This window comes from Sulfitobacter sp. GN1-4 (assembly GCF_055693825.1).
On the sequence record NZ_JBVFUQ010000003.1, the window covers coordinates 3,029,221 to 3,053,778 of the forward strand.

At 55.6% G+C, this 24,558-nt stretch carries 18 protein-coding genes, 2 pseudogenes and 1 other annotated feature; of the genes and pseudogenes, 9 read left to right on the forward strand and 11 right to left on the reverse strand.

Annotated elements, in window-relative coordinates; genetic code table 11:
- Positions 1 to 58: 58 nt before the first annotated feature.
- The 4 genes from ACZ1HM_RS15505 to ACZ1HM_RS15520 form a co-directional block, all read right to left on the reverse strand.
- Positions 59 to 958 (reverse strand): LysR family transcriptional regulator, encoded by a 900-nt coding sequence (locus ACZ1HM_RS15505; RefSeq protein ID WP_472743571.1) that lies wholly within the window; start codon positions 956 to 958, stop codon positions 59 to 61.
- Between the two features lie 614 nt (positions 959 to 1,572).
- Positions 1,573 to 3,144: a sulfatase family protein gene (locus tag ACZ1HM_RS15510; RefSeq protein ID WP_472743572.1), complete on the reverse strand. Its 1,572-nt coding sequence runs from the start codon at positions 3,142 to 3,144 to the stop codon at positions 1,573 to 1,575.
- Positions 3,141 to 5,057 carry a TRAP transporter permease gene (locus tag ACZ1HM_RS15515; protein ID WP_472743573.1) on the reverse strand — a complete coding sequence of 639 codons (1,917 nt, stop codon included), beginning with the start codon at positions 5,055 to 5,057 and terminating at the stop codon, positions 3,141 to 3,143. Before ACZ1HM_RS15515 ends, ACZ1HM_RS15510 begins: the two co-directional genes overlap by 4 nt.
- Positions 5,058 to 5,127: 70 nt before the next feature.
- Positions 5,128 to 6,135, reverse strand: a complete 1,008-nt coding sequence (locus tag ACZ1HM_RS15520) for a TAXI family TRAP transporter solute-binding subunit (protein WP_472743574.1) — start codon at positions 6,133 to 6,135, stop codon at positions 5,128 to 5,130.
- 89 nt (positions 6,136 to 6,224) lie between these two features.
- On the opposite strand from ACZ1HM_RS15520, the gene ACZ1HM_RS15525 reads away from it, so the two are divergent.
- From ACZ1HM_RS15525 to ACZ1HM_RS15535, 3 genes and pseudogenes are all read left to right on the forward strand, one after another.
- Positions 6,225 to 7,130 carry a LysR family transcriptional regulator gene (locus ACZ1HM_RS15525; RefSeq protein WP_472743575.1) on the forward strand — a complete coding sequence of 302 codons (906 nt, stop codon included), beginning with the start codon at positions 6,225 to 6,227 and terminating at the stop codon, positions 7,128 to 7,130.
- Between the two features lie 104 nt (positions 7,131 to 7,234).
- A pseudogene (locus tag ACZ1HM_RS15530) lies at positions 7,235 to 8,452 on the forward strand (IS3 family transposase).
- Positions 7,522 to 7,638, forward strand: a sequence feature (AL1L pseudoknot). It overlaps the preceding pseudogene by 117 nt.
- Positions 8,453 to 8,499: 47 nt before the next feature.
- On the forward strand, positions 8,500 to 8,754 hold the full coding sequence (locus tag ACZ1HM_RS15535; RefSeq protein ID WP_472743576.1) for a transposase: 255 nt from the start codon (positions 8,500 to 8,502) through the stop codon (positions 8,752 to 8,754).
- Between the two features lie 444 nt (positions 8,755 to 9,198).
- On the opposite strand, the gene ACZ1HM_RS15540 is transcribed toward ACZ1HM_RS15535, so the two are convergent.
- The gene (locus ACZ1HM_RS15540; protein ID WP_472743577.1) at positions 9,199 to 9,714 is read right to left on the reverse strand and encodes an amidohydrolase family protein; all 516 of its coding nucleotides are present in this window, start codon (positions 9,712 to 9,714) and stop codon (positions 9,199 to 9,201) included.
- A gap of 55 nt (positions 9,715 to 9,769) precedes the next feature.
- On the opposite strand from ACZ1HM_RS15540, the gene ACZ1HM_RS15545 reads away from it, so the two are divergent.
- Positions 9,770 to 10,117, forward strand: a complete 348-nt coding sequence (locus ACZ1HM_RS15545) for a hypothetical protein (protein WP_472743578.1) — start codon at positions 9,770 to 9,772, stop codon at positions 10,115 to 10,117.
- A gap of 431 nt (positions 10,118 to 10,548) precedes the next feature.
- Here ACZ1HM_RS15545 and ACZ1HM_RS15550 read toward each other — a convergent pair.
- A protein-coding gene (locus tag ACZ1HM_RS15550) for an IS3 family transposase (RefSeq protein WP_472743579.1) occupies positions 10,549 to 11,675 on the reverse strand; the annotation gives its coding sequence in 2 pieces (ribosomal slippage) (positions 10,549 to 11,411 and positions 11,411 to 11,675; 1,128 coding nt in all).
- Between the two features lie 182 nt (positions 11,676 to 11,857).
- Here ACZ1HM_RS15550 and ACZ1HM_RS15555 point away from each other — a divergent pair.
- Both ACZ1HM_RS15555 and ACZ1HM_RS15560 read left to right on the forward strand, forming a co-directional pair.
- Positions 11,858 to 14,302 (forward strand): DUF4214 domain-containing protein, encoded by a 2,445-nt coding sequence (locus ACZ1HM_RS15555; RefSeq protein ID WP_472743580.1) that lies wholly within the window; start codon positions 11,858 to 11,860, stop codon positions 14,300 to 14,302.
- Between the two features lie 193 nt (positions 14,303 to 14,495).
- Positions 14,496 to 16,733: a DUF4214 domain-containing protein gene (locus ACZ1HM_RS15560; RefSeq protein WP_472743581.1), complete on the forward strand. Its 2,238-nt coding sequence runs from the start codon at positions 14,496 to 14,498 to the stop codon at positions 16,731 to 16,733.
- Between the two features lie 177 nt (positions 16,734 to 16,910).
- On the opposite strand, the gene ACZ1HM_RS15565 is transcribed toward ACZ1HM_RS15560, so the two are convergent.
- On the reverse strand, positions 16,911 to 17,687 hold the full coding sequence (locus ACZ1HM_RS15565) for an SGNH hydrolase domain-containing protein (protein ID WP_472743582.1): 777 nt from the start codon (positions 17,685 to 17,687) through the stop codon (positions 16,911 to 16,913).
- A gap of 33 nt (positions 17,688 to 17,720) precedes the next feature.
- Entirely contained in the window at positions 17,721 to 18,107 is a 387-nt protein-coding gene (locus ACZ1HM_RS15570) for an acyltransferase family protein (protein ID WP_472743583.1), read from the reverse strand.
- Positions 18,108 to 18,271: 164 nt separating this feature from the next.
- Here ACZ1HM_RS15570 and ACZ1HM_RS15575 point away from each other — a divergent pair.
- Positions 18,272 to 19,399 (forward strand): annotated as a pseudogene (locus ACZ1HM_RS15575) (IS3 family transposase).
- A 151-nt stretch (positions 19,400 to 19,550) separates the two neighbouring features.
- Here ACZ1HM_RS15575 and ACZ1HM_RS15580 read toward each other — a convergent pair.
- Complete coding sequence (locus ACZ1HM_RS15580) at positions 19,551 to 20,147, reverse strand: Spy/CpxP family protein refolding chaperone (RefSeq protein WP_472743584.1); 597 nt, start codon at positions 20,145 to 20,147, stop codon at positions 19,551 to 19,553.
- A gap of 44 nt (positions 20,148 to 20,191) precedes the next feature.
- Between ACZ1HM_RS15580 and ACZ1HM_RS15585 the strand changes: the two genes are divergently transcribed.
- Complete coding sequence (locus tag ACZ1HM_RS15585; protein WP_472743585.1) at positions 20,192 to 20,488, forward strand: cyclic nucleotide-binding domain-containing protein; 297 nt, start codon at positions 20,192 to 20,194, stop codon at positions 20,486 to 20,488.
- 524 nt (positions 20,489 to 21,012) lie between these two features.
- Here the strand turns inward: ACZ1HM_RS15585 and ACZ1HM_RS15590 are convergent.
- On the reverse strand, positions 21,013 to 21,879 hold the full coding sequence (locus ACZ1HM_RS15590; RefSeq protein ID WP_472743586.1) for a nuclear transport factor 2 family protein: 867 nt from the start codon (positions 21,877 to 21,879) through the stop codon (positions 21,013 to 21,015).
- A 124-nt stretch (positions 21,880 to 22,003) separates the two neighbouring features.
- Between ACZ1HM_RS15590 and ACZ1HM_RS15595 the strand changes: the two genes are divergently transcribed.
- Positions 22,004 to 22,597 carry a TetR/AcrR family transcriptional regulator gene (locus tag ACZ1HM_RS15595; protein ID WP_472743587.1) on the forward strand — a complete coding sequence of 198 codons (594 nt, stop codon included), beginning with the start codon at positions 22,004 to 22,006 and terminating at the stop codon, positions 22,595 to 22,597.
- 695 nt (positions 22,598 to 23,292) lie between these two features.
- Here the strand turns inward: ACZ1HM_RS15595 and ACZ1HM_RS15600 are convergent.
- Positions 23,293 to 24,528, reverse strand: a complete 1,236-nt coding sequence (locus ACZ1HM_RS15600; protein ID WP_472743588.1) for a urate hydroxylase PuuD — start codon at positions 24,526 to 24,528, stop codon at positions 23,293 to 23,295.
- Positions 24,529 to 24,558: the final 30 nt, after the last annotated feature.

Consider the following 24,558-nt stretch of genomic DNA (forward strand, 5'->3'; position numbering starts at 1 on the left):
CAAAACTCGGCAAAAAATCAAATCGATTAAACTTCTCACCCCAATCAATTTTATTGATCTAAGGTTTGTGCATTGCAGCCTTTGCGATCTGCGCGGCTTTTTCGACATAGAGGGCGGCACGGGCTGGGGCGAAACGTGCATAGAAAGACAAGGGCTCGGGCACCCAACCTGGGTTCACGCGGTGTAGCTCACCCGAGGCAATCTCAGCCGTCACCAGACGTTCAGGCAACAACGCAACGCCCAACCCTTCAAGAGCCATTGGAACACAGGCAGACAAGGCACTGGAATGGACAATCCTCTCTCCTCGCAACCCACTCTCAGTCGCAAACCTATGCAAAGCGGCACCGGCCTGAGTGTGTTTGGCGTGGGTCAAAACCGTTAAATCAAACAGTTCGGGTAAGGATGGCGTGACACTAACACGCTGGATCAGGTCCGAATTTACAACCCAACAATAGTTTTCTTCGCCCAGCGCATCGCTTGCGAATGCCTTGGATTTGAACGGCCCGGTTTGAAGCGCCAGATCAAGCTGCCCTTCCATCAGTCTTGCATCAATCGCCGTTGATAGATCCACTTCCAGTTGGATGCGTAGACTGGGATAAGCCTCCCGCATCAATCGCAAGAAGCTCTGCAACCAAGTGCAGGCCACAAGCTCAGTCACGCCGAGCCGCAAGGTTTCCTCAATTAGCTCCTGACGTCCGGCTGCTGCAATCAGGGCTTCTCCGGCCCACAGAACTTCCCGCGTTTTAACGAGAAGTTTTTCACCATCTGCCGTCAAACGCACGGAACCGGCATCGCGGATGAGCAAGGTGACATTGAGCGCAGTTTCAAGAGCGGTGATGCGCGCAGATATATTTGGTTGGGTCGTCCCAAGTGCAAAGGCTGCAGCTCGAAACGTGCCAGTATCAACGACGAAAGCAAACGCCTCGAGCTGCTTGAGTGTGATCTGACTTTTGATCATTTTCGTCCCATTGATAGGAAAAATTGATGCTCAGGTTATCTGCTTTCTTGTTTTGAGCAAGGCTGTTCGAAATGGTCGAAGAAGTCTGAAGTCCTAGTAAACGCAACGCATCGTCGGAACCATTTGATCCATCAGTGTTGTAGAGATTCAGCTTCCAGACGCATTTGTGTCAGCAATGCTCAAACGCACCTAAATCATGCTCAGCGTGTGAAACATTATGTTCGGCGAAATCCTCGAAATCGGCTGCAAATTGGGCAGCTGTGTCTGCACGATATCAAGTTGTTTCAGCAACTGACCCAAGCCAGCGGTTATGACCCAGATACCTGGCACACTTGGATCGTCACGCCGGAACTGGTCGTTTTGCTGGGCAATCTGCTCTTTGGTTGGGTGAACCAAGCTGAACCTCCATCCATGGGGTTCACTTCAGTTATAGCGGTAAGGTGAGAAGAGCGACTGAAGAGTGATCAGCTCAAACAGCCGTTCATCAAACGCGCTGCGAAAAAAGCTCATTTTGGCAAATGCGACGCCAGCCGCGAACGTCCGGTTTCATTTGAGCTGGATCCTTTTGGGATCATCCTCAGCAACTTAAACCCCAAAAAAGCGAAGCCTGGCTGCTATGCTCGATATGCAGGTAGGGGAGCTCTGTCTTGCAACTCGATCATCCGGCGCAGCATCTTTTCAGTCAATGCGTGTTGGGCTGCCGCATGATCGTCTTGTCCGTATAAGTTAAAGCTCTCGTGCGGGTCGTTTTGCAAATCATAGAGCTCATTCCAGTCCTCGCCTTCCCGGAGCGACATTCGGTACCTGTCTGTCACGACTGTGCGCACCCTTTGCGGGCGGTCAAAGCCGGTCATGCTGCGCTGGCTGTCTTCTTCGACGATGATGGCCTCTGGTGGTTCCGTCGCCAGCAAATCGCGACCCTGGAGGCCATTGAAAGGCTGGATCCCGGCCCTGGCGAGGATTGTGGCAGAGATGTCGATGGAAGAGCCCAGCCCTTGGTTCAATACCCCTGCAGCGGGGGCGGCAGGGTCGTTCCAGATGAACGGCACCCGGATGATCCCTTGATAATGCAGCAGCAGCTTCAACATCAGACCATGATCGCCCATGTAATCGCCATGGTCCGTCGTGAAGATCACCACGGTATTTTCTGCCAGGCCCAGCGCGTCCAGCCGTTTCAAAACCCGTCCAATGGCGTCGTCGATCATGGTGATCATGCCGTAGGTCAAAGCGATGATCGCCCGGGCTTCGTCCTCGGTCACGGCGAACGGGTTTTGGTTGTCACGTGGGTCAGTCCCCTTCTCCATTGCCTCTTTCATCGCCTTGATGGGCGGCAAGTCACCCTGGCCGAAAGATGCGGGCAAGGTCATTTCGGCGGGATCATACATATCCCAATAGCGCCCCGGTGGCGTGAAAGGGTGATGCGGATCGGGGAAGGACATTTGCAGGAAGAAAGGCGCGTCCTGACCTGCCTGTTTTTCCAACCAGGCTTCTGACTGATTGGCAATCCAGTCAGTAGAATAGAGCTCCTCGGGAACGGCAGTGCGCCATGCCTGTGGGGCATCGATGCGGTTGTCTGGCAAGGCATTCTCTGGGCCTGTCAGTGCGTCAAACCCTGCGTGTTGTTCCCGCGCCCATAACAGGTAGTCACCCGATGCCTGATCGCCGTGGCCCGCGCAGACCTCGACATGGTCGAACCCATAGAAATCGCCCTCAATACGTTCGGCAAGGGGTGTGTCCCACTTGGGGGCAACCTCCAGGTCATAGTCTGATGAGTGGCGGTTGTTTTTGAATGCATCGCGCAAGGGCGCAGAGGGGGCAGTCAACCCTTTCTTGGCTTCGAACCGGTTTGTCGCGGGCAGACCGGTAAAGCTTTGCAGGTGCGACTTTCCGATCAGCCCGGTGTTGTATCCCGCGTCCCTCAGCAATTCGACAAAAGTGGTGTGATCTTTCGACAGGGGAATGCCGTTATGCCGCGCCCCATGCGCCGAACACATTCGCCCGGTCATGATCGAAGCGCGGTTGGGCATGCAGATCGGGTTGGCGACATAAAAACGGTCCCAACGGGTGCCGCCTGCTGCGATGCGATCGATGTTCGGCGTCTGAACGACCGTGTTGCCATAACAGCCGAGGTGATCTGCCCGGTGCTGATCGGTGATGATGAACAGAAAGTTGGGTTGCTTGGTCATTGTGTCGCCTCAGAACTCGGTGCAGCAGCTCGGGCCGCCCGGACATCAAATGCGATGAGGGCAAGGCCAAGGCCAACGGCAGGCAGGTGATAGGTGGGATCGGTGGCCAGACAGGTAAACGCCGTAACAAACCGGACAACGATCTCGGGTATGCTCAGCTTGCGCCGGTCGAACCCAGACAAGGCCGAAGAGAACAACCAGATGCAAAAACAGGTGCGTGCGACGATCCAGAGGAACTGCAACAGGCTGAACTCTTCGACGATCAGGATCGTCGGATAGAAGGCAAAGACAAACGGGATGATGAACTTTGCCATGCCAAGCCGGAACGACATGAAAGCGGTCATCAGCGGGTTCGCTCTTGCGATGGGGGCCGCAGCATATGCAGCGATGGCGACAGGCGGGGTCAGTGACGAGGCGACGCCGTAGTAGAACACGAACATATGCGCGGTTAGCATTGAGACGCCCAATGCCTGGATCGCCGGGCCCATGACCAAAATGATGATGAGGTAGGCAGGCAGTGTCGGCATGCCCATCCCCAGGATCAGCGCACCGGCCATGGCGACAAGCAACGCCGAGAACAAGCTTTCACCCCGGATCGCCGCGATCACGTTGGCCAGCTTCAATCCCAAACCGGTCGAGTCCAGCGCCCCGACAAGGATGCCGATGGCGGCAATCGCGATTAGCAGGGTCGCCCCGGATTCAGCGCCTTTTAGAAAGGATTTCCACACCCGGCCCGGATTGCTGCGAACTTCGGGATTGATAACCGACAGCACCACCAAAACCACAACCGCGTAGAACCCGGCCGCCGAGGTAGAAAGCCCGGCCAGAAGCGATCCAATCACCACAAGGATCGGCCCGGCAAACAGTACTGAATTGATCATGTCAGTGCGGGTGATGTGGTCATCGACCGTCATTTCCTGAACCTCGATGCCCTGGCGGCGGGCTTCGACCGTTACGGCGGAAAACAGGCTGAAGTAATAGAACAGCGCCGGGAACAGGGCCGCTATGATGATGCTGAGATAGCCAACACCGGTCAGGTCGGCCATCACCAGGGCTGCGGCCCCCATGATCGGTGGCATAATCTGCCCTCCGGACGAGGCTGTGGCCTCAATACCGGCGGCGAAGGTTGGCGAGAACCCTCGCTTTTTGATCATCGGGATGGTGAAGGTGCCTGTGCCGACAATATTTGCGACTGTCGAACCTGACATCGTGCCAAACATCGACGAGGCCAGAATGGCCGCGTGGGCCGGACCGCCCCGTGTACGGCGGGTGGCGAGGAAAGCGAACTTCAGCAGCGTATCGCCCGCACCCGTGCCTTCGAGCAGGACGCCGAAGATGATGAAGATAAACACGGTACTGAGCACGATATTTGTGATAGAGCCGAACACGCCCTTGTTGGTGTTATACCAAATCGCCTCGGCCACCTCTTTCAGCGAGAACCCGGAATGGGCCATGATGCCGGGCAGGTCTTGTCCGTAAAGCAAGTATACAACGCCGAAAGCGCCGACCCCAAAGAGACCCCATCCCCACAGGCGACGGCAAAGTTCGAGGAAAACAACCAGGCCGGCAAGTGCGGGCCAGGCATCCCTAGTAGTCACATCATAAAGTGCCGTTTCCATTTCGGTCTGAACGAAGTGGAAAGACCAGATCGACCAGAGACCGGCCAGGATCAATGCAAGATCAATTGCGAGATGAAGTGGCGAGGTTTTGCTGCGATCTGCCTGACGTTTTTGCGACACGGCGACTGCAACGATCAGAGCTAGTGCAAACCCGCCGGCCCGGTGCAATTTCGGATCGATCAGGCCGACACCGGAGCTGTAGAGCGTTATCAAACCCAAAGCCAGACAGGCGATGGCTGCGGCCATTGCAAACAGGCGGGTCGTGACGCTGGCTGTGGGGGCCGCATCCGTCATGGCATATCACTTTCGCAAGTTTTTGGTGGTGTCGCCGGGCAGCAAATGCCGCCCGGCAGGGTACCCGTGATCAGGGGCGCAGTTCATCCGGAACCGAAATGCCCGCTTCATCGTAGTAACGCACAGCACCGGGGTGCAGTGGAACGTTTACAGAGGTGAAGGCGCTTTCTGCCGTGACTTCTTTCAGGAAGAAAGCGGTTGCGTGAACCTCATCAAGGTTCTCCCAAAAGGCTTTGGTGGCGTTGTAGACAACATCATCGGCCACTCCGGCGTGGGTGCCAACGAACTGGGTAAAGCCCAGTGCGGTGATCTGACCGTTAGTAAGCTGGCCCTTGTAGACGCCACCATCGAATTGCAGCATGCCACGACCGGGACGGCCGAACAGGGCCTTCATCTCGTCAGCCGCGATCTTGTCTTCAGGGATCGAAAGAACGCGGAACTCACCCGACAGGCCGAAACGTTCGATATTGGCCGAGCCGATTTCGGCCGGGCGTACCATCATGTCGATCTTGCCATCGGCAAGGGCTGCATAACCTTCGCCCCAGCTGAGGCGCACGGCGGTATAGTCGTCACCAGCCACATAACCGGTGATGATCTTAATCAGGGCCTCGGACGTGGCCGAGGCCGACCCGGCGGGCGGGCCGGTGAATACGGTTTTGCCTTTGATGTCCGCCCAGTCTTCAATACCTGATCCAGCCAGCGTCACCGGGTGATAGGCCCCTGCCTTGAAGCCAAGGATGGCACGGATGTTTTTTGAAAGCTCTCCGGCCCCTTCGACTTTTTCATACATCCTCTTTTGACCAGCCATCAGGTTAACCAGCGAAGGCACCGTTGAGAAAAACGCGATATCGCCTTTCGCACCCTTAAGCATCGACTTGGTGAGCGTCTGTCCGGCGTTCACCTGAATCTCTACGCCGGCCTTTCCGGCTTGGTTGGCAAAAGCCACAAACATGGTGTGCACCGGATCACCGACCCCGGCGGTTTCGCCCTTGAAGATTTCAGCCGACCCCATGCCGGGCAGCGTCAGGGCCAAGGTGGCGGCAAGAGCCATACGGCCCAGAGATTTGAATTGAAACATGAAGTCCTCCCATTGACGTCATCGCGACGATACCAGCTTTCATTGATATGGAATAATCAAACTTTTGGCTCTATACATACCAATTAGGCATGAAACTTGATCCCAAACACCTAGCCCAGCTTTCGGTCATCGTTGAGGCCGGCTCATTCCAGTCCGCAGCCAATCGGCTGGGCACGACGCAGCCAGCCCTCAGCCGGAACATGAAAGCATTGGAAAACCGCCTGGGCACGCCTCTGTTCCAGCGAGAGGGTCGCCGGTCTGTTCCGAACAGCCTAGGCTTGAGGCTGGCCCGCAACGGCATGGCGATCCGGCTGGCCGAAGAACAGGCAGGCATTGTCGCGGACCAGACGGTGAAAGGATCAGTTGGCGAGTTGCGCATCGGTGCGCCGCCCATCGTGTCCGGTCGGTTTCTCAGCGATCCCCTGACGCAATTCATCAAAGCCAATCCCAATTGCAGTGTCGAGATACGCACCGGGCTGGTCCATGAACTGCGGACCATGCTGGAACGTGGCCAGGTTGACCTTGTCTTCGGCCCGGAAAGCCTGGCAGAACCGGTGGACGGGCTGGAGTTCGAGGAACTGATCGATGACGGGGTCGGTGTCATGTGCCGAACCGGCCACGCCTTGGCGTCTCGCAAACAGATCATGGCCTCGGATCTCGAAGCCCGTGTCTGGCTTGCGCATTCCCGGGGCAGCTTGCTGCGACAGCAGACCGAGGCCGCCATGATCGCCTCTGGGGTCCGGTCGATGCAGATCGGGTGCGAGACTGATTCAATTCGTTCGGTTTTGGAAATCGTGGCTGAAACGGACCTGATAACGACAATGCCAATGGCCACAACGGCACCTTACCTAGAGGATCGCCTGGTGTTCCTAGCCTTCGATCACCCACAGTTTCATAGGCCCTTGGGCGCGATCCGGCAAAAAAACAAATCGCCTAGCCAAACTGAGGCATTGTTTCTTCAGATGCTGAGGCAGATGCTTGTCCTAGCCCCCTAAAACTGAGCCACTATTTCAGTGTCACGGGAGAGGCTGAAGATGGCTCGGAAGCGGTATGAACCGCCCCTTGTTTGCCGGAGACCCAGAAGTAAGGATATTGGGTCATGGGAAAGACGAATAACGGAACACGTTATCCAGAGGAATTGCGCGCCAGAGCGGTGCGGATGGTTTTGGATCACGAGAGCGAATACGCGAGTAGATCGGCGGCAATATTGTCGATCTCTCAGAAGGTTGGTTGCAGCAGGGACAGCCTGCGGATCTGGGTGAAGCAGCATGAGACGGATACCGGCAAGCGTGATGGCGTGACGACGGCCGAACGTCAGCGCATCAAGGAGCTTGAGCGCGAGAACCGGCAGCTACGTCAGGCAAATGAGATCTTGAAGAAGGCGTCTGCTTATTTTGCACAGGCGGAGCTCGACCGCCCGCTCCGCAAATGATCGCCTTTATCAAGGAGCACCGAAGCGTGCATGGGGTCGAGCCGATGTGCCGTGTTCTGCAGATTGCCCCGTCGACTTTCTACGAGCATCTGGTCATTGAGCGCGATCCTGAGCAGGCATCGGATCGCACCAAACGGGATGCGTTTCTTCGCAAAGAGATGAAAGACTTTTGGGAGAAGAACCGATCCGTCTATGGCGCGCGCAAACTGTGGCACGCGATGAAGCGTGAGAAGATTGAGATCGCCCGCTGCACAGTTGAACGCTTGATGCGCCAGCTGGGCATTCAAGGCGTTCGGCGGTGCAAGAAGATCAAAACCACGTATGGACAGCCTGCAGATCAATGCCCGCTGGACAAGGTCAATCGCCAGTTCAGAGCCTCTCAGCCCAATGGACTATGGGTATCAGACTTCACGTTCGTCTCGACCTGGCGCGGGTTCGTTTATGTTGCCTTTGTCATCGACACCTTCGCGAACTGGATCGTCGGCTGGAAAGCATCGACAACACAGGCCACACAGTTCGTTCTGGATGCGCTGGAACAGGCAATCCACGCGCGCAGACCTGCTGAGAAACTGATCCATCACTCGGATCGCGGCAGCCAATATGTGTCGATCAAATACACTGAGAGGCTGGCCGACGCCGGACTGGAGCCCTCAGTCGGCAGCGTCGGCGACAGTTATGACAGAGACGATCATCGGTCTATTCAAAACCGAGGTCATCAATCGGTTGGGGCCATGGAAGTCCAAAGATCAGGTCGAATGGGAAACACTACAATGGGTAGACTGGTTCAACAAAGAGCGCCTGCTTGAGCCGCTCGGCTACATCACGCCAATCGAAGCGGAGGAACGATACATGCAAACCTTGCAATCAAACAAAATCGCAGCTTGAAATACGAACTCAACAGTCTCCGGTAAAACCGGGGCGGTTCAGATGCGTTGAAGCTGTTGCGCGAGATCGACGTGCATTTGAATGATGGCTTGGACGTTGTGAGTGCGTGTCGGCAGGCGGGGATTTCGGATAAGACGTATTACTACAGGCGCATGAAGTTTGGTGGGATGGGTCGGCCTCAGTTGTCTGAGATGCGGGCGCTGCAGAAAGAGAATGAGCGGCTGAAGAAGATCATTGCTGATCTGCAGTTGGACAAGCTGATCCTGAAGGAGAGCTTGGATCATTTAAAGCCCAAGGCCTGACGGTTGATGGGTTGCGTCAGCCCGTGATCCAAACCCGTCAGAAGCTGAACACATCAGAACGGCGTTAAACTGTCCTCTGATTTGCACAGTTAAACCGGGAAAGTGACTACTCCAGCATGCTCAAAAAGATTGCAGCCAGAATAGCAGATACTGCGTCCATTAGGACGTTTTCGTACAAAGAGAAGACGTCCATCGTAGAGAGGATAGTCAGGTTATCCGACTGAGAAAGGTACACAGCTTAGTGTCAATCAAGGCTTCACTATTGCCCAAACTGATCCGGGTGTTCGGCCCCATTTTGCTGCAGTACCGCGTCAGCTCGAGACTATGGGGTGCTGAGCCTTCTCACTACTTTAACCGTACATGCGCCACTGCTCTCTCTTGTGGTCGCTGCATGATTATTAGTGCAGTTTCCTCTGTTCAGCCTCAAAGCATGGGAACAAGTTGCTAGGACCAGTAGAGCCGCATGGGATTGGTAACGAGCAGTTTTTCCTGCTGCGCAGCCGAGCGCGCGATACGCGGGATGTAGTCCACAAGCGCGCCATCATCAGGCATGTGGGACTTCATATTCGGATGCGGCCAATCCGTGCCCCAAAGTACGCGATCCTCGAACTGATCGACGATCGTTTGATAATAAGGCACGACATCGTCGTAAGGCGCGCCAGCGGTTGTCAAACGTTCAGGGCATGTCACCTTGGTCCAGATATTGTCGTTCTCAGACATAAGTCGAATGAACCGCGCGAAATCGGGATGATCCACGCCTTTCCTTACATCCGGCCGGCCCATGTGATCGACCACGATGATCCCCGGCAATTGCTTCAGGAAAGGTTCCAGTTCCTCAAGATCTGCAGCCTCGAAGTAGACAACGATGGACCATCCGAACTCCTGGATCTTGTCGGCAATCCTGGTCTTCCCCCTTTGAAGTGGTCCTCCGCTATGTTTAGGAAAACGGAGGAAGACCATGCGGTGATGCCGTTCCAAGATGCACGTGGATTTGGCGGCTCACTGAGTTCGGCTGATGAACCCGAAACTTGGCCTTGGAATGGATGACTGTGATGGGCACTTGCAGGTTCATTTGATCTGTATGAGTGCGCGCATCTTCATGAGCCTGTGCGATCAGTTCTTTGGATTTAAAGACAATCACCGTTTTGCGCCGATCAACGACGGCTTCGGTGAGCGCCCATCTCAGGGCTTGATATGTTTTGCCACTACCGGCGAAGGCACTGACTGTTTAAAAATAGTTTTGTTACAATGGGTTACGTCCATTTTATGTGTCAAAGTTATTTATGGAGAAGCCCAGACGAGGATCGAGATTTTAAACTTCCGGGCGAAAAAATGGGGCAACCCAGTTGGATTGCCCCAATGACACTTCAACACCGGAACGAGCTTTTGGGCTCACTTCTATTTATGCGTTTGGAATGGCACTGTCGGCGGAATTGCAGACGATCAACTTGCAGATCAGGTGCAACAGGCCGTCACGTCGGGAGGGATTTCACCAAAGGCGCAACATCTTTCTGCTATATTATAAGGTAGATTTTCGCTGCACCTGTGCAGTGGAAATCCAAGCCAAACACGCAAAGCGAGAGCTCAAAAGCCAAACCAAGCTGTTTGGCAGAAGTGCGTCAGCGATGACTGCAACAAACAGCGCAGGTTTGGATCACATCTGTGGCGTCAGCGCAGATGTCTCTTTTGGCGGAAAAACCAATGGGTCAGCCCTATCGGGCAACACCTGCTTACGCAGCTGTCTACCAAATCCAAGTAACTGATCAGCCCCACCAAAGTGGTCCAGTTTGAATGTTAGTGCATAATTGGCCCGGGTTCCATCGGGACGATGGTTTCCGGGGCCGGTGGGCGGTAGCCCAAGGCACTATGTGGTCGTTTGGTGTTGTAGTGTTTCCTCCATGCTTCGATCAAAATTTGCGCCTCTCGCAAGCTGTAGAAGACCTCCCCGTTTAATAGCTCGTCCCGCAGCCTTGCATTGAGGCTTTCACAGTACCCATTTTCCCAAGGAGATCCCGGCTCGATGTAAGCGGTCTTAGCACCAACGGCTGCAATCCAATCTCGAACGGCCTTAGCTATGAACTCTGGGCCGTTGTCTGATCGGATGTAGGCTGGCACGCCACGCAGGATGAACAGGTCCGTCAACGCGTCAATGACTTCGGTCGAGTTCAGCTTGCGCTTCACTCGGATCGCCAGGCATTCCCGGCTGCGCTCATCCAGGATGTTCAGAGTCCGGAATGCCTTCCCGTCATCGGTCCGGTGGTGCACGAAGTCATACGACCAAACGTGGTTGCGATACTCAGGTCGCAACCGGACACATGAGCCGTCGTTCAGCCAGAGCCGGCCTTTCTTGGGCTGTTTAATTGGCACTCTGAGCCCCTCACGTCGCCACAGACGTTCGACACGCTTGTCGTTCACAAGCCATCCGGCGTCTCTGAGCAAAGCTGCGATCCGGCGATAACCATACCGACCATACTGGCGGGTCAGTTCGATCATATCAGACACCAGACGCTCCTCGTCAGCGCGCCCGACTGGCAAACGCCTCTGTGTTAATCGGTGCTGCCCCAAGAGGCGGCAGGCGCGACGCTCTGAGATGTGGAACTGGCTTCGCACATGGTCGATACAGGCACGACGACGTGAAGGGCTCAGTAGTTTCCCCGTGCAGCCTCCGATAGGATCAGCTTATCCAGCGTCAGGTCCGACACGGCTCGACGCAGCCGATCATTCTCTTTCTGAAGCCGCTTTAGTTCCTTCAGTTGGTCGGTTCCCATACCGCCATATTGCTTACGCCAGCGATAGAATGTCTGTTCTGTTATCTGCACCTGGCGAATGGCATCCACGCGTGGCGTTCCCTGTCCGCAAAGCACCTCAACCTGCCGTAACTTCCTGACAATCTCTTCCGGCTTGTGTCGCTTGATTCCCATCTATGATCCTCCGTTTCCTAACTATAGGGGCGGATCACTTCACTGGGGGAGGATCAGACGGTAGCCCTGCTGGGACACGTCTTGGGTGAAACCGACTCTAAGTATGACAGTTCACTTGAAAATCCTGACACAGCAACGGATGATATGCGGTAATTGTTTTTGTTTTTTGTGGGAAAGCGACTATGGCCAATTTCATTGTTACAACAAGTTCGGATACCGTTGCCGACGACGGGTTTCTTTCCCTCAGAGAAGCAATCGCGCTTGCGCAAGGCACGCCGGAAGATGATCTGATCTTCTTTACCTTTTCTGTGTCCACCATCACGCTTGATGCCGCCCTTGGGCCGCTTGTACTGAATTTAGGTGCAGAGAGCGGCGGTGTTGAAATTCTGGGTGACCAGGACAGCGACGGTAGTGCCGATGTGACCATTGACGGCAATGGGACCTCGCATTTTCTGGTTGTCGGAGGAGATGTCACGCTGAGCGGGCTGGTCCTGAACAACGGCACGGGCACCGGCAGCAGCGGGGCGCTTGGGATACCGGGGTTCAATCAGTTGGAAACCTCCGGCATGGATGGCGGCAACGCGGGGCCTGGGTTTGACGGCGGAACGGCGGCCGGGTCGATTTTTAATGCAGGCAATCTGACACTGAACAACTTGACGATCTCGAACGCAACCGCAGTTGGCGGCGCTGGTGGCACCGGCGGCACAGGCGGGACAGGGGCGGAAGGCGTGCCCGGCGTGTTTGTTGTAGGCGGCGATGGCGGTGACGGGCTTGACGGCGGCAATGGCGGCACCGGCGGGGATGGGGGCGACGGTGGCTCTGCCGCATCGGCGATCCTGAACTCAGCGACTGGCACGCTGAACTTGAACAATGTGGCCATCGTGAACGCCAGCGCCACTGCGGGTGCGGCGGGCATAGGCGGTACAGGGGGCGCTGGCGGTGCTGGCGGGCGCGGCGCCGATGGCGGCGATTTTCCAGAAGGCGCGCTCTTTACCGATGGCGGCGATGGTGGCGATGGCGCAAACGGCGGTGACGGAGGGATGGGCGGCAGCCCCGGCAACCCCGGTGCCTCAGCGGCGACCATCCTGAATTTCGGTGTCATCACCGGGCAGGGACTGGCGATGTCGTCCAATACCACGGCATCCGGGGCGAACGCGCTCGTCGGGCTCGGTGGTGATGCTGGCGGCATCGGTTTGCCGGGCCTTGGTGGACAGGGCACGGAGCTTGCCTCTGATGGGGTTGACGGTGCGTCGGGCCAGGCCGGCAATCCCGGCGCGATGGGACAGCAGGTGTCTACGCAAACCACCAATTTTGAACAGATCCAAACCCTGACAGGCGGCAGCACCACGCTGGCAAACCAGGCTGAGACCATCCTTTACCTAGATCCTGACGTAAGCACGGTTACCGAAGGGCAAACGGCGGTGATCAACATACATCGGATCGGGGACACAAGCACCGATGTGACGGTCCTTTATCAGCTGACCAACACCACAACGGATGCAGACGATCTGGACCTGTCCACTTTCGCCGATCCTGATGTCGGTGATACCGCAGGCCAGGTAACCTTCACTGCGGACGGGCCAAACACCATCGCGCTGACCATTCCAATCGTTGACGATCGGCTGATGGAGGGCGAAGAGAACTTTTCTGTCAATATGGTCTTAGTGTCCTCCTCTGGTGAAGTGGCCTCTAACGCGAACAGCACAACTGTGACCATTCTGGATGGCCGGAACGCTATCAACGGCACACCTGGCCCCGACACGCTGAACGGCACACCTGAGGCAGATACCATCAATGGCCTTGCTGGCGATGACCGGCTTTTCCTTGCGGGTGGCAGCGACACAGTGGATGGCGGCGACGGTGTTGATACGGCCGTATTTGACGGCGACCGCTCAGCCTATGGGATCCGCTTGTCCGCATCTGAACCGTTGGAGATTGTTGAGTTCACCGGCGAACTGGGGACGGCCAATTTGTCTGGCATCGAGAAGCTGGAATTTAGGGATACCGAGATTGATTTGCGGGATTTCTCGGGCGGAGTGAATCTGGACAATGACGGTTTTCGGGAACTGGCCGAAATGTATGCCGCCTATTTCAACCGTGCGCCGGATGCCTTTGGTCTTTTCTTCTGGGCCGACAAGCTGGCTGAGGGGCTTCCCCTGTCGGACATTGCCGAGTTGTTCTTTGACCAACCCGAAACGCGCGGCCTGTATCCTGACCCGTCGGACATCGATACCTTTGTCTCAACCGTCTACAGCAACGTGTTGGGCCGCACGCCGGATCAGAGCGGGTTTGATTTCTGGACCGGGGTTCTTGAACGTCAGGAAGTCACCATTGGCACCTTTGTGCTGGAGGTGATCAAAGGCGCCAAGGTGGGCACATCGCAGGCCGACCGTGACTACCTTGAGACGAAAACCGATCTGGGCGTTTACTATTCGACCATCCTGGGGCGGTCAGATGTGCTGGACGCGGCGGATGTTTTTGCGGTCCTGGGCACTCAGGCAACAGCAGACTTGGCGGCTGCACGCGCCGCAGCGGATCAGCACGATTTGGATGCGCAGGGCAACCCGGATGGGGAATTTCAGTTTGCGCTTGTCGGGGTCGTGGACTTTCCGTTCGATGTTATCTGAGCGGCGGATCACCGGCAGAGCGATTGAATCTCTACCATATCTTCCCGTTGGGAGGGTATTAAATATCAAAAGCTTAGGTTCTGTGATCTTGATCACAGACGGATAATTCAGAAACACTGCAACTATGAGAAAAGGGCGCGAATATCTGCTCTGATGTGGACAGAAACAACGAAACCGAAAGGGGGTATAAGCCTTGGAAAATGAGTTTGAACTTTGGGTACTGTCAATATCCAACGACCTCGTCTCGCGCGATTTTACAGGGTTCGCCATCGCAACAGATGCCGAGACCAACGCCGTTTTTGCGGCAGAAGGGGCCAGCACCCAGACAATCATAAACGCTGAAATCGCCTCTGCGCTTAGCTTTGGAGTGGTAGAAGCGGTCGCCCGCACATCTGTAGACGATTTGCTGCAGTTGGCGCGCGATGACGCCAGCCTGTCACTTTTCTATATGAAAGGATCGGACGGTGGCGTGTCTGATCGTTTCTTGGTCGACCCGCTTAGCTTTTTTGGCACGGACGGGGATGATCAGCTGGTAGACCTAACCGGCTTCAACCCAGATAGCAGCTTTTTTGGGTTCGAAGGGGATGATCGCATCGGATCCTTTGCTGGCAACGATCAGGTCTTTGGTGGGCCAGGGGAAGACACGCTCGTTCTGAATGATCAGTCGGGCTATACGCTTCAGGTGTTTGAAAATTTTGTCCTTTTGACAGACCGCACCACAAACAACAGCACCGACAGCCTCCGGGATGTGGAATTGCTGGAATTCAGCAACCTGCCCCCGGATCAGCCGTTTGAATTAAGCAGATTTGCCGGACTTAGCGATCTGGAAGGGCCACAACTTTCCCAGTTCATCGAGCTTTATATCGCCTATTTCAACCGGGCGCCCGATGCGGTGGGGCTGGGGTTCTGGGGCACGGCCTTTGCGAATGGGACGTCGCTTGAGTCGACGGCCTTGCTGTTTGTGGATCAGCCTGAAACCCGCGCGGCCTATCCCGATGGCACCACCAGCGCCCAATTTGTCACCACCGTCTATAACAACGTGCTGGGGCGTCAGTCTGATCAGGCGGGGTTTGATTTCTGGGTCGGCGTGCTGGAAGACGGGTCAGTCAGCAGGGACCAATTCATCTTGGAACTGCTGCGCGGGGCCAAGGCCGAACCACCCGCTGGCGCAGATCAAACCTTCATCGACCAGCAACAGGCAGACCAGGCGTTTTTGAGCAACAAAACCGATCTGGGCACATATTTTGCGGTGACGCTGGGCATGTCGAATGTGGACAATGCCGCGGCGGCGATGGCGCTCTATGATGGCACTCAGGCCGGGTTTGACGCAGCAGTTGCTGCCATTGATGGCTACTATCAGGCCGCTCTTGATCCTGCGACAAGCGAATTCATCTTTCAGGTCACTGGCGTGCTGGACAACCCGATTCCCGTTACCTTTGAAATCAATGGCGAAACCATCGAGGTGGACGAAGACGGCTCGATCCAGTTTGACGCTTTTGAAAATGACATCGGCACCGGGCTTACGCTGACCACCGTCAGCAATCCGGGCAACGGCACCGTTGATTTCCCAAGTCCATCCTCGGCGCTGTTTACCTATACGCCCAATGCCGATTTCGCGGGTCAGGACAGTTTCATTTACACGGTCCGGGATGACCAGGGGCGCGAGGCGACAGCCACGGTCAACATCACGGTGCGCGACGATGACATCAGTGACTCTGCGGCGGATGCTCAGCCGATCACAACACAGCAACTCTTTGCTTCCGAGTTGGACGGAGACTTCGATGCTGATTACTTCAGCCTCGATCTCAGCACGACAGCTGGCACGGTCTTTTCCCTGACCCTGGGTGGCGACGCGGCGGGTGAGGCAGAGATCTTTATCCGTCCGGCTGGCGGCCAGACAGTTGCAGAAAGCAACTCGGAAGGCCAGATCTTCTATGCGCCGGACAACGGTGCGACGACGCTGGATTTTGTCGTTGCCACCAATACGAGCGTGCCCAATGATCCTGCGGTCGACGATTATACAATCTTTGTGAACGAGGTCTTTCCTGCTCCTGACCTCCCTGCCGCCGACAATACTCCGCTGCATGTGAATCTGTCGGGGGACGGTGTTTGGTCAACCAATGACAGTGCGGTTTCGTATCTGGCAACAATTGACGAAGGCAGCGACACGGATTGGATTGGGCTGTGGCTGGATGTCGGCCAGACCGTGCGGCTGCAGTTGAGCGACACAGGGGATGATCCTTTTGATGCAGACCTGCGGATCCGCAACGAATCCGGGGATATCTTGACGCAGAGTTTCGCTGCCGGCGATGAAGACTTCACATTCTCCGCAGTCTCAGGTTCCGGCCAATACTATCTCGAAGTCTTTGTCTTGGGTTCGCCGCTCGCTACCATGGGCACATATGAACTGATCGTGACCGATATCGTCTGACCCATGGTAAGATCTTAGAGCAGTCTTCGACAAACCTGACCCACCTAACGCTGCCCGAAATCAAAGATTTCAGCGCGTTAGGTGATAAGGTGCGTTGCAAATCAAATCGAAAACGCTGTCGTCGCCTTGGGGTTAGAACCCGAGGCGACATTCACAAACGGGCACTGGCACAAATGATCAGTCAAATGTCGCCAGCGTCTGGTTCAGGCGAGGGGCAATAAGTCGGGACCCTTCGACATTCACATGGTCACGGTCCCGAAACAAAAAGACGCCATTGCGCGACGGGCTGCATAACGGCACGTGGGCAGGGCAAAAGAGGTCAAGAACGTCAACGACCCTTGTGTTTTGATGCGCCTTTTCCAGCCCGCGCAATTCCTCCAAGACCGTGTCAATCACGGGGGCCAGCTTGGCGCGTGGCACAGCACAGCTTTGCGGATCATCGGGGTTGCAGGCGCGTAGGTCTTCAAACCTGAACAGAGGTGGCGGGCCCACCACGATCAGGTTGATCCCTTCACTGGCCAGCACGGCGGCGAAACTGTCAACCTGTTCCACCCAGCCCGACAGATCTGGCAGGACGCGAAACGGTGCTTCACGATAGAGATAAAGTCGCGACAACACGACCGCATCGCCGGGCTTCCAGTGTGCTCTGATGGTGTCAAACAGCGTCTCACGAGGGGCAAAAGGCGCTGCGGGGTTCACCGGATAGGTGGCTCCAACACTTTCGACCAGATGAAATCCCAGCCCCTCTTCTTGTCTCAAGGTAAGCAACATGCTTTGCAAATGCCCGGCATGGCTGTCCCCCATCACCCAAAGGCTGCGCGTTTCGGGGGCGCGTGGGGCGAAAGTGCATTCCTGAAAGGTCTGCGGGCGAAGCGGTCGATCCAGTCTGTCGATCACGCAGGTCGGGTTATATGGCAGGCCGCTGTCCGGCAAGGGCAACGTTTCGGGCCGCACCGCGGCTTCAAAAGGTCTTTCGGGGCGGAGTTCTCACAAAGCCTTGGAGCCAGCGACAAGGGCGACGACTGTCAGAATGCTGCCAAGCCCTGCGCCCAGATGCCATAGGCGCGGACGTGGGGTGGGGCGCTGCCGCACAGGCGTCTCTACAAAATGATAAGACAGCATGGCCATGATCAGCGTAAAAGCTGCAGCACATCCGAGGTTGGCCCAAATGCTGAAGGGTGCCAGCAGCCCGAAGGTCAAGGCGGGCCAGTGCCACAAATAGAGCGCATAAGACAGGCGTCCCACATAGCGGCCCCCCGGCTGCGTCAAAAGACCAGTCTGCCCGCGCGCGGTATGCCCCAACAGGATCAGCGCCGCCGTCAACCCGGCCACGACGCTGTGTTCCCAGCCCAAACCGCCTTTGGGCAGCGCCATCACCACAACCAAACCCACAAGGCAGAGCAATTGCCAGGCGGGGTGAGCTGAGTTCCCTTGTGCAGGCCCTCTCGCTGTCAGGACAAGAGCAATCACGGCTCCCAGGCCTGATCCTCCCCCACTGAAGTGATCCGCCCCTATAGTTAGGAAACGGAGGATCATAGATGGGCATCAAGCGACACAAGCCGGAAGAGATTGTCACGAAGTTACGGCAGGTTGAGGTGCTTTGCGGACAGGGAACGCCACGCGTGGATGCCATTCGCCAGGTGCAGATAACAGAACAGACATTCTATCGCTGGCGCAAGCAATATGGCGGTATGGGAACCGACCAACTGAAGGAACTAAAGCGGCTTCAGATGGAGAACGAGAGGCTGAGGCGAACTGTGTCGGACTTGACGCTGGATAAGCTGATCCTTTCGGAGGCTGCACGGGGAAACTACTGAGCCCTTCACGTCGTCGTGCCTGTATCGACCCATGTGCAAAGCCAGTTCCACATCTCAGAGCGTCGCGCCTGCCGCCTCTTGGGGCAGCACCGATCAACACAGAGGCGTTTGCCAGTCGGGCGCGCTGACGAGGAGCGTCTGGTGTCTGATATGATCGAACTGACCCACCAGTATGGTCGGTATGGTTATCGCCGGATCGCAGCTTTGCTCAGAGACGCCGGATGGCTTGTGAACGACAAGCGTGTCGAACGTCTGTGGCGACGTGAGGGGCTCAGAGTGCCAATTAAACAGCCCAAGAAAGGCCGGCTCTGGCTGAACGACGGCTCATGTGTCCGGTTGCGACCTGAGTATCGCAACCACGTTTGGTCGTATGACTTCGTGCACCACCGGACCGATGACGGGAAGGCATTCCGGACTCTGAACATCCTGGATGAGCGCAGCCGGGAATGCCTGGCGATCCGAGTGAAGCGCAAGCTGAACTCGACCGAAGTCATTGACGCGTTGACGGACCTGTTCATCCTGCGTGGCGTGCCAGCCTACATCCGATCAGACAACGGCCCAGAGTTCATAGCTAAGGCCGTTGGAGATTGGATTGCAGCCGTTGGTGCTAAGACCGCTTACATCGAGCCGGGATCTCCTTGGGAAAATGGGTACTGTGAAAGCTTCAATGCAAGGCTGCGGGACGAGCTATTAAACGGGGAGGTCTTCTACAGCTTGCGAGAGGCGCAAATTTTGATCGAAGAATGGAGGAAACACTACAACACCAAACGACCACATAGTGCCTTGGGCTACCGCCCACCGGCCCCGGAAACCATCGTCCCGATGGAACCCAGGCCAATTATGCACTAACACTCAAGCTGGACCACTTAGGTGGGGCTGATCAGATGCACCGGCGAATGCCAAAACAAAAGTGATCGACAGAACCAAACGAAACATAGGCAATACCTACTGGGGGTATATGGCTTTGACAAGTCACGAGAATGTGTCGCCGCGATCGAGCCTAGTTGCATCCGTTATGGCTTCGCCACATTTCCGGATCATGCCCGTCAGGAACAGAGGCGCAGGGATCATCTGAATAACCGCGCAGGACCGAATACTGGCTGACTTGGGCATCAGTCAGCAATGGCAAGGTCAACACATGGGCATTTAGATGGACGAGGCGAAGAGCCGCCCGCGTTTGGCCCGCTTCCGCCACTAGCCGTTCAAGCGCCTCAGCATCCGGCGCACCTTGTTGAAAGGCTGCGTCCAACGCTTGTTCTGCCGCGACGGACCGCTCCCCGGCAGTTATGGCGTCTGCTTGCATCTCCGCCCGGATCGCTTCGATGTCGCTGCGCTGCTGTTCGGTCAGACCGATTTCAACGGCAAGCTCAAGAAGGTGAGTTGGCCCTGGAACACCGTTGAGTTCGGCAGCCCTTGCTAGTCCCCACCCGCCGCCACGCGCGATTTCTTCTAGGTCTTGTTTCGAAAGAGACTTGATTAAGCGCGTTTCCTCGCCTGCGTAAACCGAAGGCGTCGAACCATGACTTTCATCGTGGGTTTGAGACAACGCGATGTTTGGGACAGCTATCAGAAGAAGTGCAAAGTGTTTGATACCCATAATTGAAGTCCTTGATCGATCCTGCTTTTGCACCAAGGCATTGCATGACGCGGGCGAAACTGAACATGATAGAAATCATGCCAGATCATTGGTTACATTATTTTGATGGCGCACCCAAACGAACATTGGACGCGGGCGAAACGCTGTTTCGGCGAGGCGACGAAGTTGGATGGGCGTTTCTGGTAAGTGATGGGCGACTCTTCTTACAGCGGGCACTGCAAGATGGGGGACTTTTGACACTGCATAAAGCAGTTTCAGGTGAACTGGTGGCAGAAGCGTCCCTTTTTCAGATCGATATCACTGCGATGCTGTTACGGATATCGCGACAACAGTTTCTGTGATCCCCAAAGCCAAGTTGGTCGCGCATTTGGAGAATGTCGCTTCGTCAAACCGTCTTTCAATCAAGGCGTTCGAGCGCACTGCGACAGAGGTACAGAGCTTGCGGACCCGAATTGAGATTATGCGCAGGCGAAGAGTGGTAGATCGTTTAGATGCCTATCTCGAACTGTTTGGCAGCCCGAAAGAAGGTGAGTGGGTGCGCGTCGCTGATTGGATCGGCGTGAGCCCACCCGCACTCTATCGTGAGCTTGCGAAGCGTCGAAGGAACAATCCGAGCTGAGCTTGATCCAAAACCGGACATTCGTCGCGACGCAGCGCCATGGCAGGTATGGGCTCCAAGCAGCCATTCGCTGCGGACTGTCCAAACATCTGATAAGCGGACGGAGCGGACTTTGTCTGCACGTATTGCAATGTCGGCATTGAAACAGATAAATGCGCCGTTTCTTGAATCCTTGAGAGAGGATAGCGGAGCGACCAAAGCTTGTTAAGAGCCAAATACTCGTAGGCCGCTTCACCGACAAATACTTTAGTCAAAGTTGAACATAGTGTTGTCGTTTGCCAGACCTTCGGTCGGCACGGGTTGGATCACATCCCAATGTTCAGCGACCTTGCCGTCTTCAAAGCGTACAAGGTCATAAAAGACAGAATGGACGCCGACGTGGTTGCCTTCGGAAATCGCAAGCACGTAGTTGCCTTCGCCGATCATCTTGTGCTGCTTGGTAAACTGCCAGCGTGGCGTGACTTCGGAACTCATCTGAGCCGCTAGGAACCCTTCGATCCCGTCGGACCCATCGGGATTGTGCTGGATGTAATCGGCATGGAACGTTGATTGCAGCGTTGCAAAGGCGTCTTCCGGTGTTCCGTTGATAAAGACATCAAACGCAGCCGCCAGTTTTGCTTTGTTTCCCTCGGTCAGTTCCAGATCGGTGATCGGTGAGATGTTGTCTGTAAGACCATGACCGGAGGCATTGGGCGCTGTGTCGCACATCATCGCATCCCAGTGGGCGGCCATTCTGCCGTCTTCATGGAAGTCGTAGAAATCGAAGGCCACCATCTCGTTGCACCCTTGCCCGAACATCTCGGCGTTGCTCCACCGATTGAAGGCAACAGCGTTGTCCCCATCTTCCAGTGTCAACACCGTTTCGACGGTGACGCCTGCCTCTTTCAGGGCGGGAAACAGGGACAGTAGGCCGTCTGCCCTGTCGGGAATGAAGGGATTGTGCTGACGATATTCGGACCGCAAAACCGCGCTGGCAGCGTCGGCATCATAAGCGTTCACAGCGTCAAGCAGCGTGCGAACGGTGTTTTTGTGTCCAGCTTCTTCGGCAAATCCAGCTTGGGCTGTAAGCGTGGCGGTCGTGGCAACTGCTGCTGACATTAGTGTCTTTCTCACGAGATCTCTCCTAGCTCGATGAATGGGTGCACAGACAACGACGGTCTGTGCGGCTATTAACGAACCATGTGGTACGATATTAAATTCCATTGCGTCAATCATAAAGTACCATTAGGTACGAAATATGAATGAAACACCAAAACCAAAGCGCGGTCGTCCGCAAACACTGGATACGGAAAACTTGCTGAATGTCGCTATGGACGCCTATTGGAAGGGCGATCCGGCAGATGTCTCGGTTAATGCGATTTGCGGGATGGCTGGTGCATCCAAACCCGCAATTTACCGCGCGTTTGGCAGCGAAGATGGCCTCATGCTTGCTGCGTTGAACCAGTACGCGGATGAGGTTTTGTTCGACATCTTTCAAGTTCTCAAGCCAGAGACGCCATTGAAGGATACCCTGAACGCTTTGATCCAGTTTACCAGTCAGGACCCGAAGATGGAAACCGGGTGCCTCTTCTACAAAATGCGGGCAGGCAAACATCGCCTTGGCCCGCAAACGCTACAGCGCATCAATGAGATTGATACGCTCACAGTTGAGACTTTTGCAGCGTATCTCGAACAACGTCGCAGATCTGGGGACTGGGAAAGCGAACAGCCCTCTGCATCGATGGCACGATACTTAGTCGAACAAATTGGCCTTGCTTTTACCCAGCGAGCGGCGGGCGAAGACCCCTCTCAAGTCAAGCAATCAGTGTCCATTGCTCTTTCTGTCTTCTAATTCCTGCGGACTAAGACACGACGAAAGCCGACATTAGAACACGCCGCGGCATTCCGGAGGTATGGGCTCGAAGCAGCCATTCGCTGCGATCACCATGAATGTGAGCCTTAGGGCTCAGGGCTCAGCTCGCCACTTTGTGCAACTATGTCACCTTTGGCCCGATAAACACGTCATTTGGCTTGATTTAAATGGTGCCCGGGGGCGGAATCGAACCACCGACACGAGGATTTTCAAAGCGCGTCATGGCGGGTTAAGCCATTGATATTGTTGGGTCGAAACTGAATTGTGCTAGCGATGTGCTAAGTTGGGCATGAACACGCGGACTGCAAAATTTGACCAAATATCACCGGATTGACGTGCCTTCGCAGGCCCAAGCTTTCAGAAGAACTTTCGTGACGAAAGTTTCTGCGGGTTCTTCATGGCAAACAGTTCTCCAATGCTAGCGAATAAGCTGCTTTGCGGTGCTTCGGACTTTCGCTGCATGGCTCGCTAACAAGAAACATGCAGACAAAACCGTCATCCGATTTTGGCACCTTGCTAACGCAGTATTTCTTCGCATGTGCGGCACTCTTTGTGTCGCGGCGCGGCAGAATTTCGTCGATCCGGTCATTCAGGCGCGTCAAAGCAACCTAAAACTTGTTCTTTGCTCGGGTATCCTGCCCTCGGGTTTGAAATCATGCTTTGTGAGTTTTGCCTTAATCGCTTTCTCGCACCTCACGTACCCATGCGATAATGGTATCGCGTGCATCTTGATCCATTTGTAGCGCATTTGGTGGTGGCATGGCATGGCTGATGCCTGCTTGGAGGTAGATTTCACTTGCATGTTGAGCCACGTCCCCAGGGGTTTCGAGGTGTACGCCTTTGGGGGCCCATTGCATGTTACCCCACACAGGCTCTCGGGCATGGCACATTGAACAATGTCCGATCACGGTGTCATAGGCGGCCTCAAATCCGTCGGCAGATGCAAACCGTTGTTCATATGGTGTGAGTTCGCGTGCTTCGGCGTCTTCCCATGTTTCCGTTGGGCGAACTGACGACAGCCACGCAATGAGGATCATCAGCAGCACCGTCACACCCCATGTCCAATGCGGCCCGCTACCGGTGCGATGCATCGTGTTGAAGTAATGTCGGATCGTCACACCTGTCAGGAAGATCAGGCTGGCTATGATCCATGCATAGGGCGTGCCAAAGGCCAGCGGGTAGTGGTTCGACAACATTAGGAAGACGACCGGCAACGTCAGGTAGTTGTTATGAGTCGACCGCAGCTTAGCGATCTTGCCATACTTCGCATCCGGCGTACGCCCGGCCTTCAGGTCTGCAACGACGATTCGTTGGTTCGGCATAATGATGAAGAACACGTTGGCCGTCATAATCGTCGCCGTGAACGCGCCGAGGTGCAGAAGTGCAGCCCGCCCCGTGAAGATCTGGTGGTACCCCCATGACATGGCCACCAGCAGAGCAAAGAGCAAAAGCATCAACAGGGTCGGATGTTCTTTCAGGCCCCGTTTGCAAAGCTGATCATAGATGAGCCAGCCGACGGTCAAGGATGCGCCAGAAATCACGATGCCCTGCCACAGCGTAAGATCAGCCTTTGTGGGATCAAGCAAATACAGTTCGCCACCGACCCAATAGACGATCATCAACAGGGCCGCCCCAGAAAGCCATGTCGTGTAGCTTTGCCATTTGTGCCAAGTCAGGTGTTCGGGCAGGCGCGCAGGTGCGACGAGATACTTTGTTGTATGGTAAAATCCTCCGCCATGGACTTCCCATTCTTCGCCTGATGCGCCTTCTGGCATGTCATCGGCAGGCTTCAGCATCAAATCCAAAGCTATGAAGTAAAAAGATGCCCCGATCCACGCCATCGCTGTAATAACATGCAACCAACGCACCGAGAACGCCACCCAGTCCCATATAACAGCCAAATCATACATCTCGGTGTCCCCGCCAACTTGTTTGCGGAC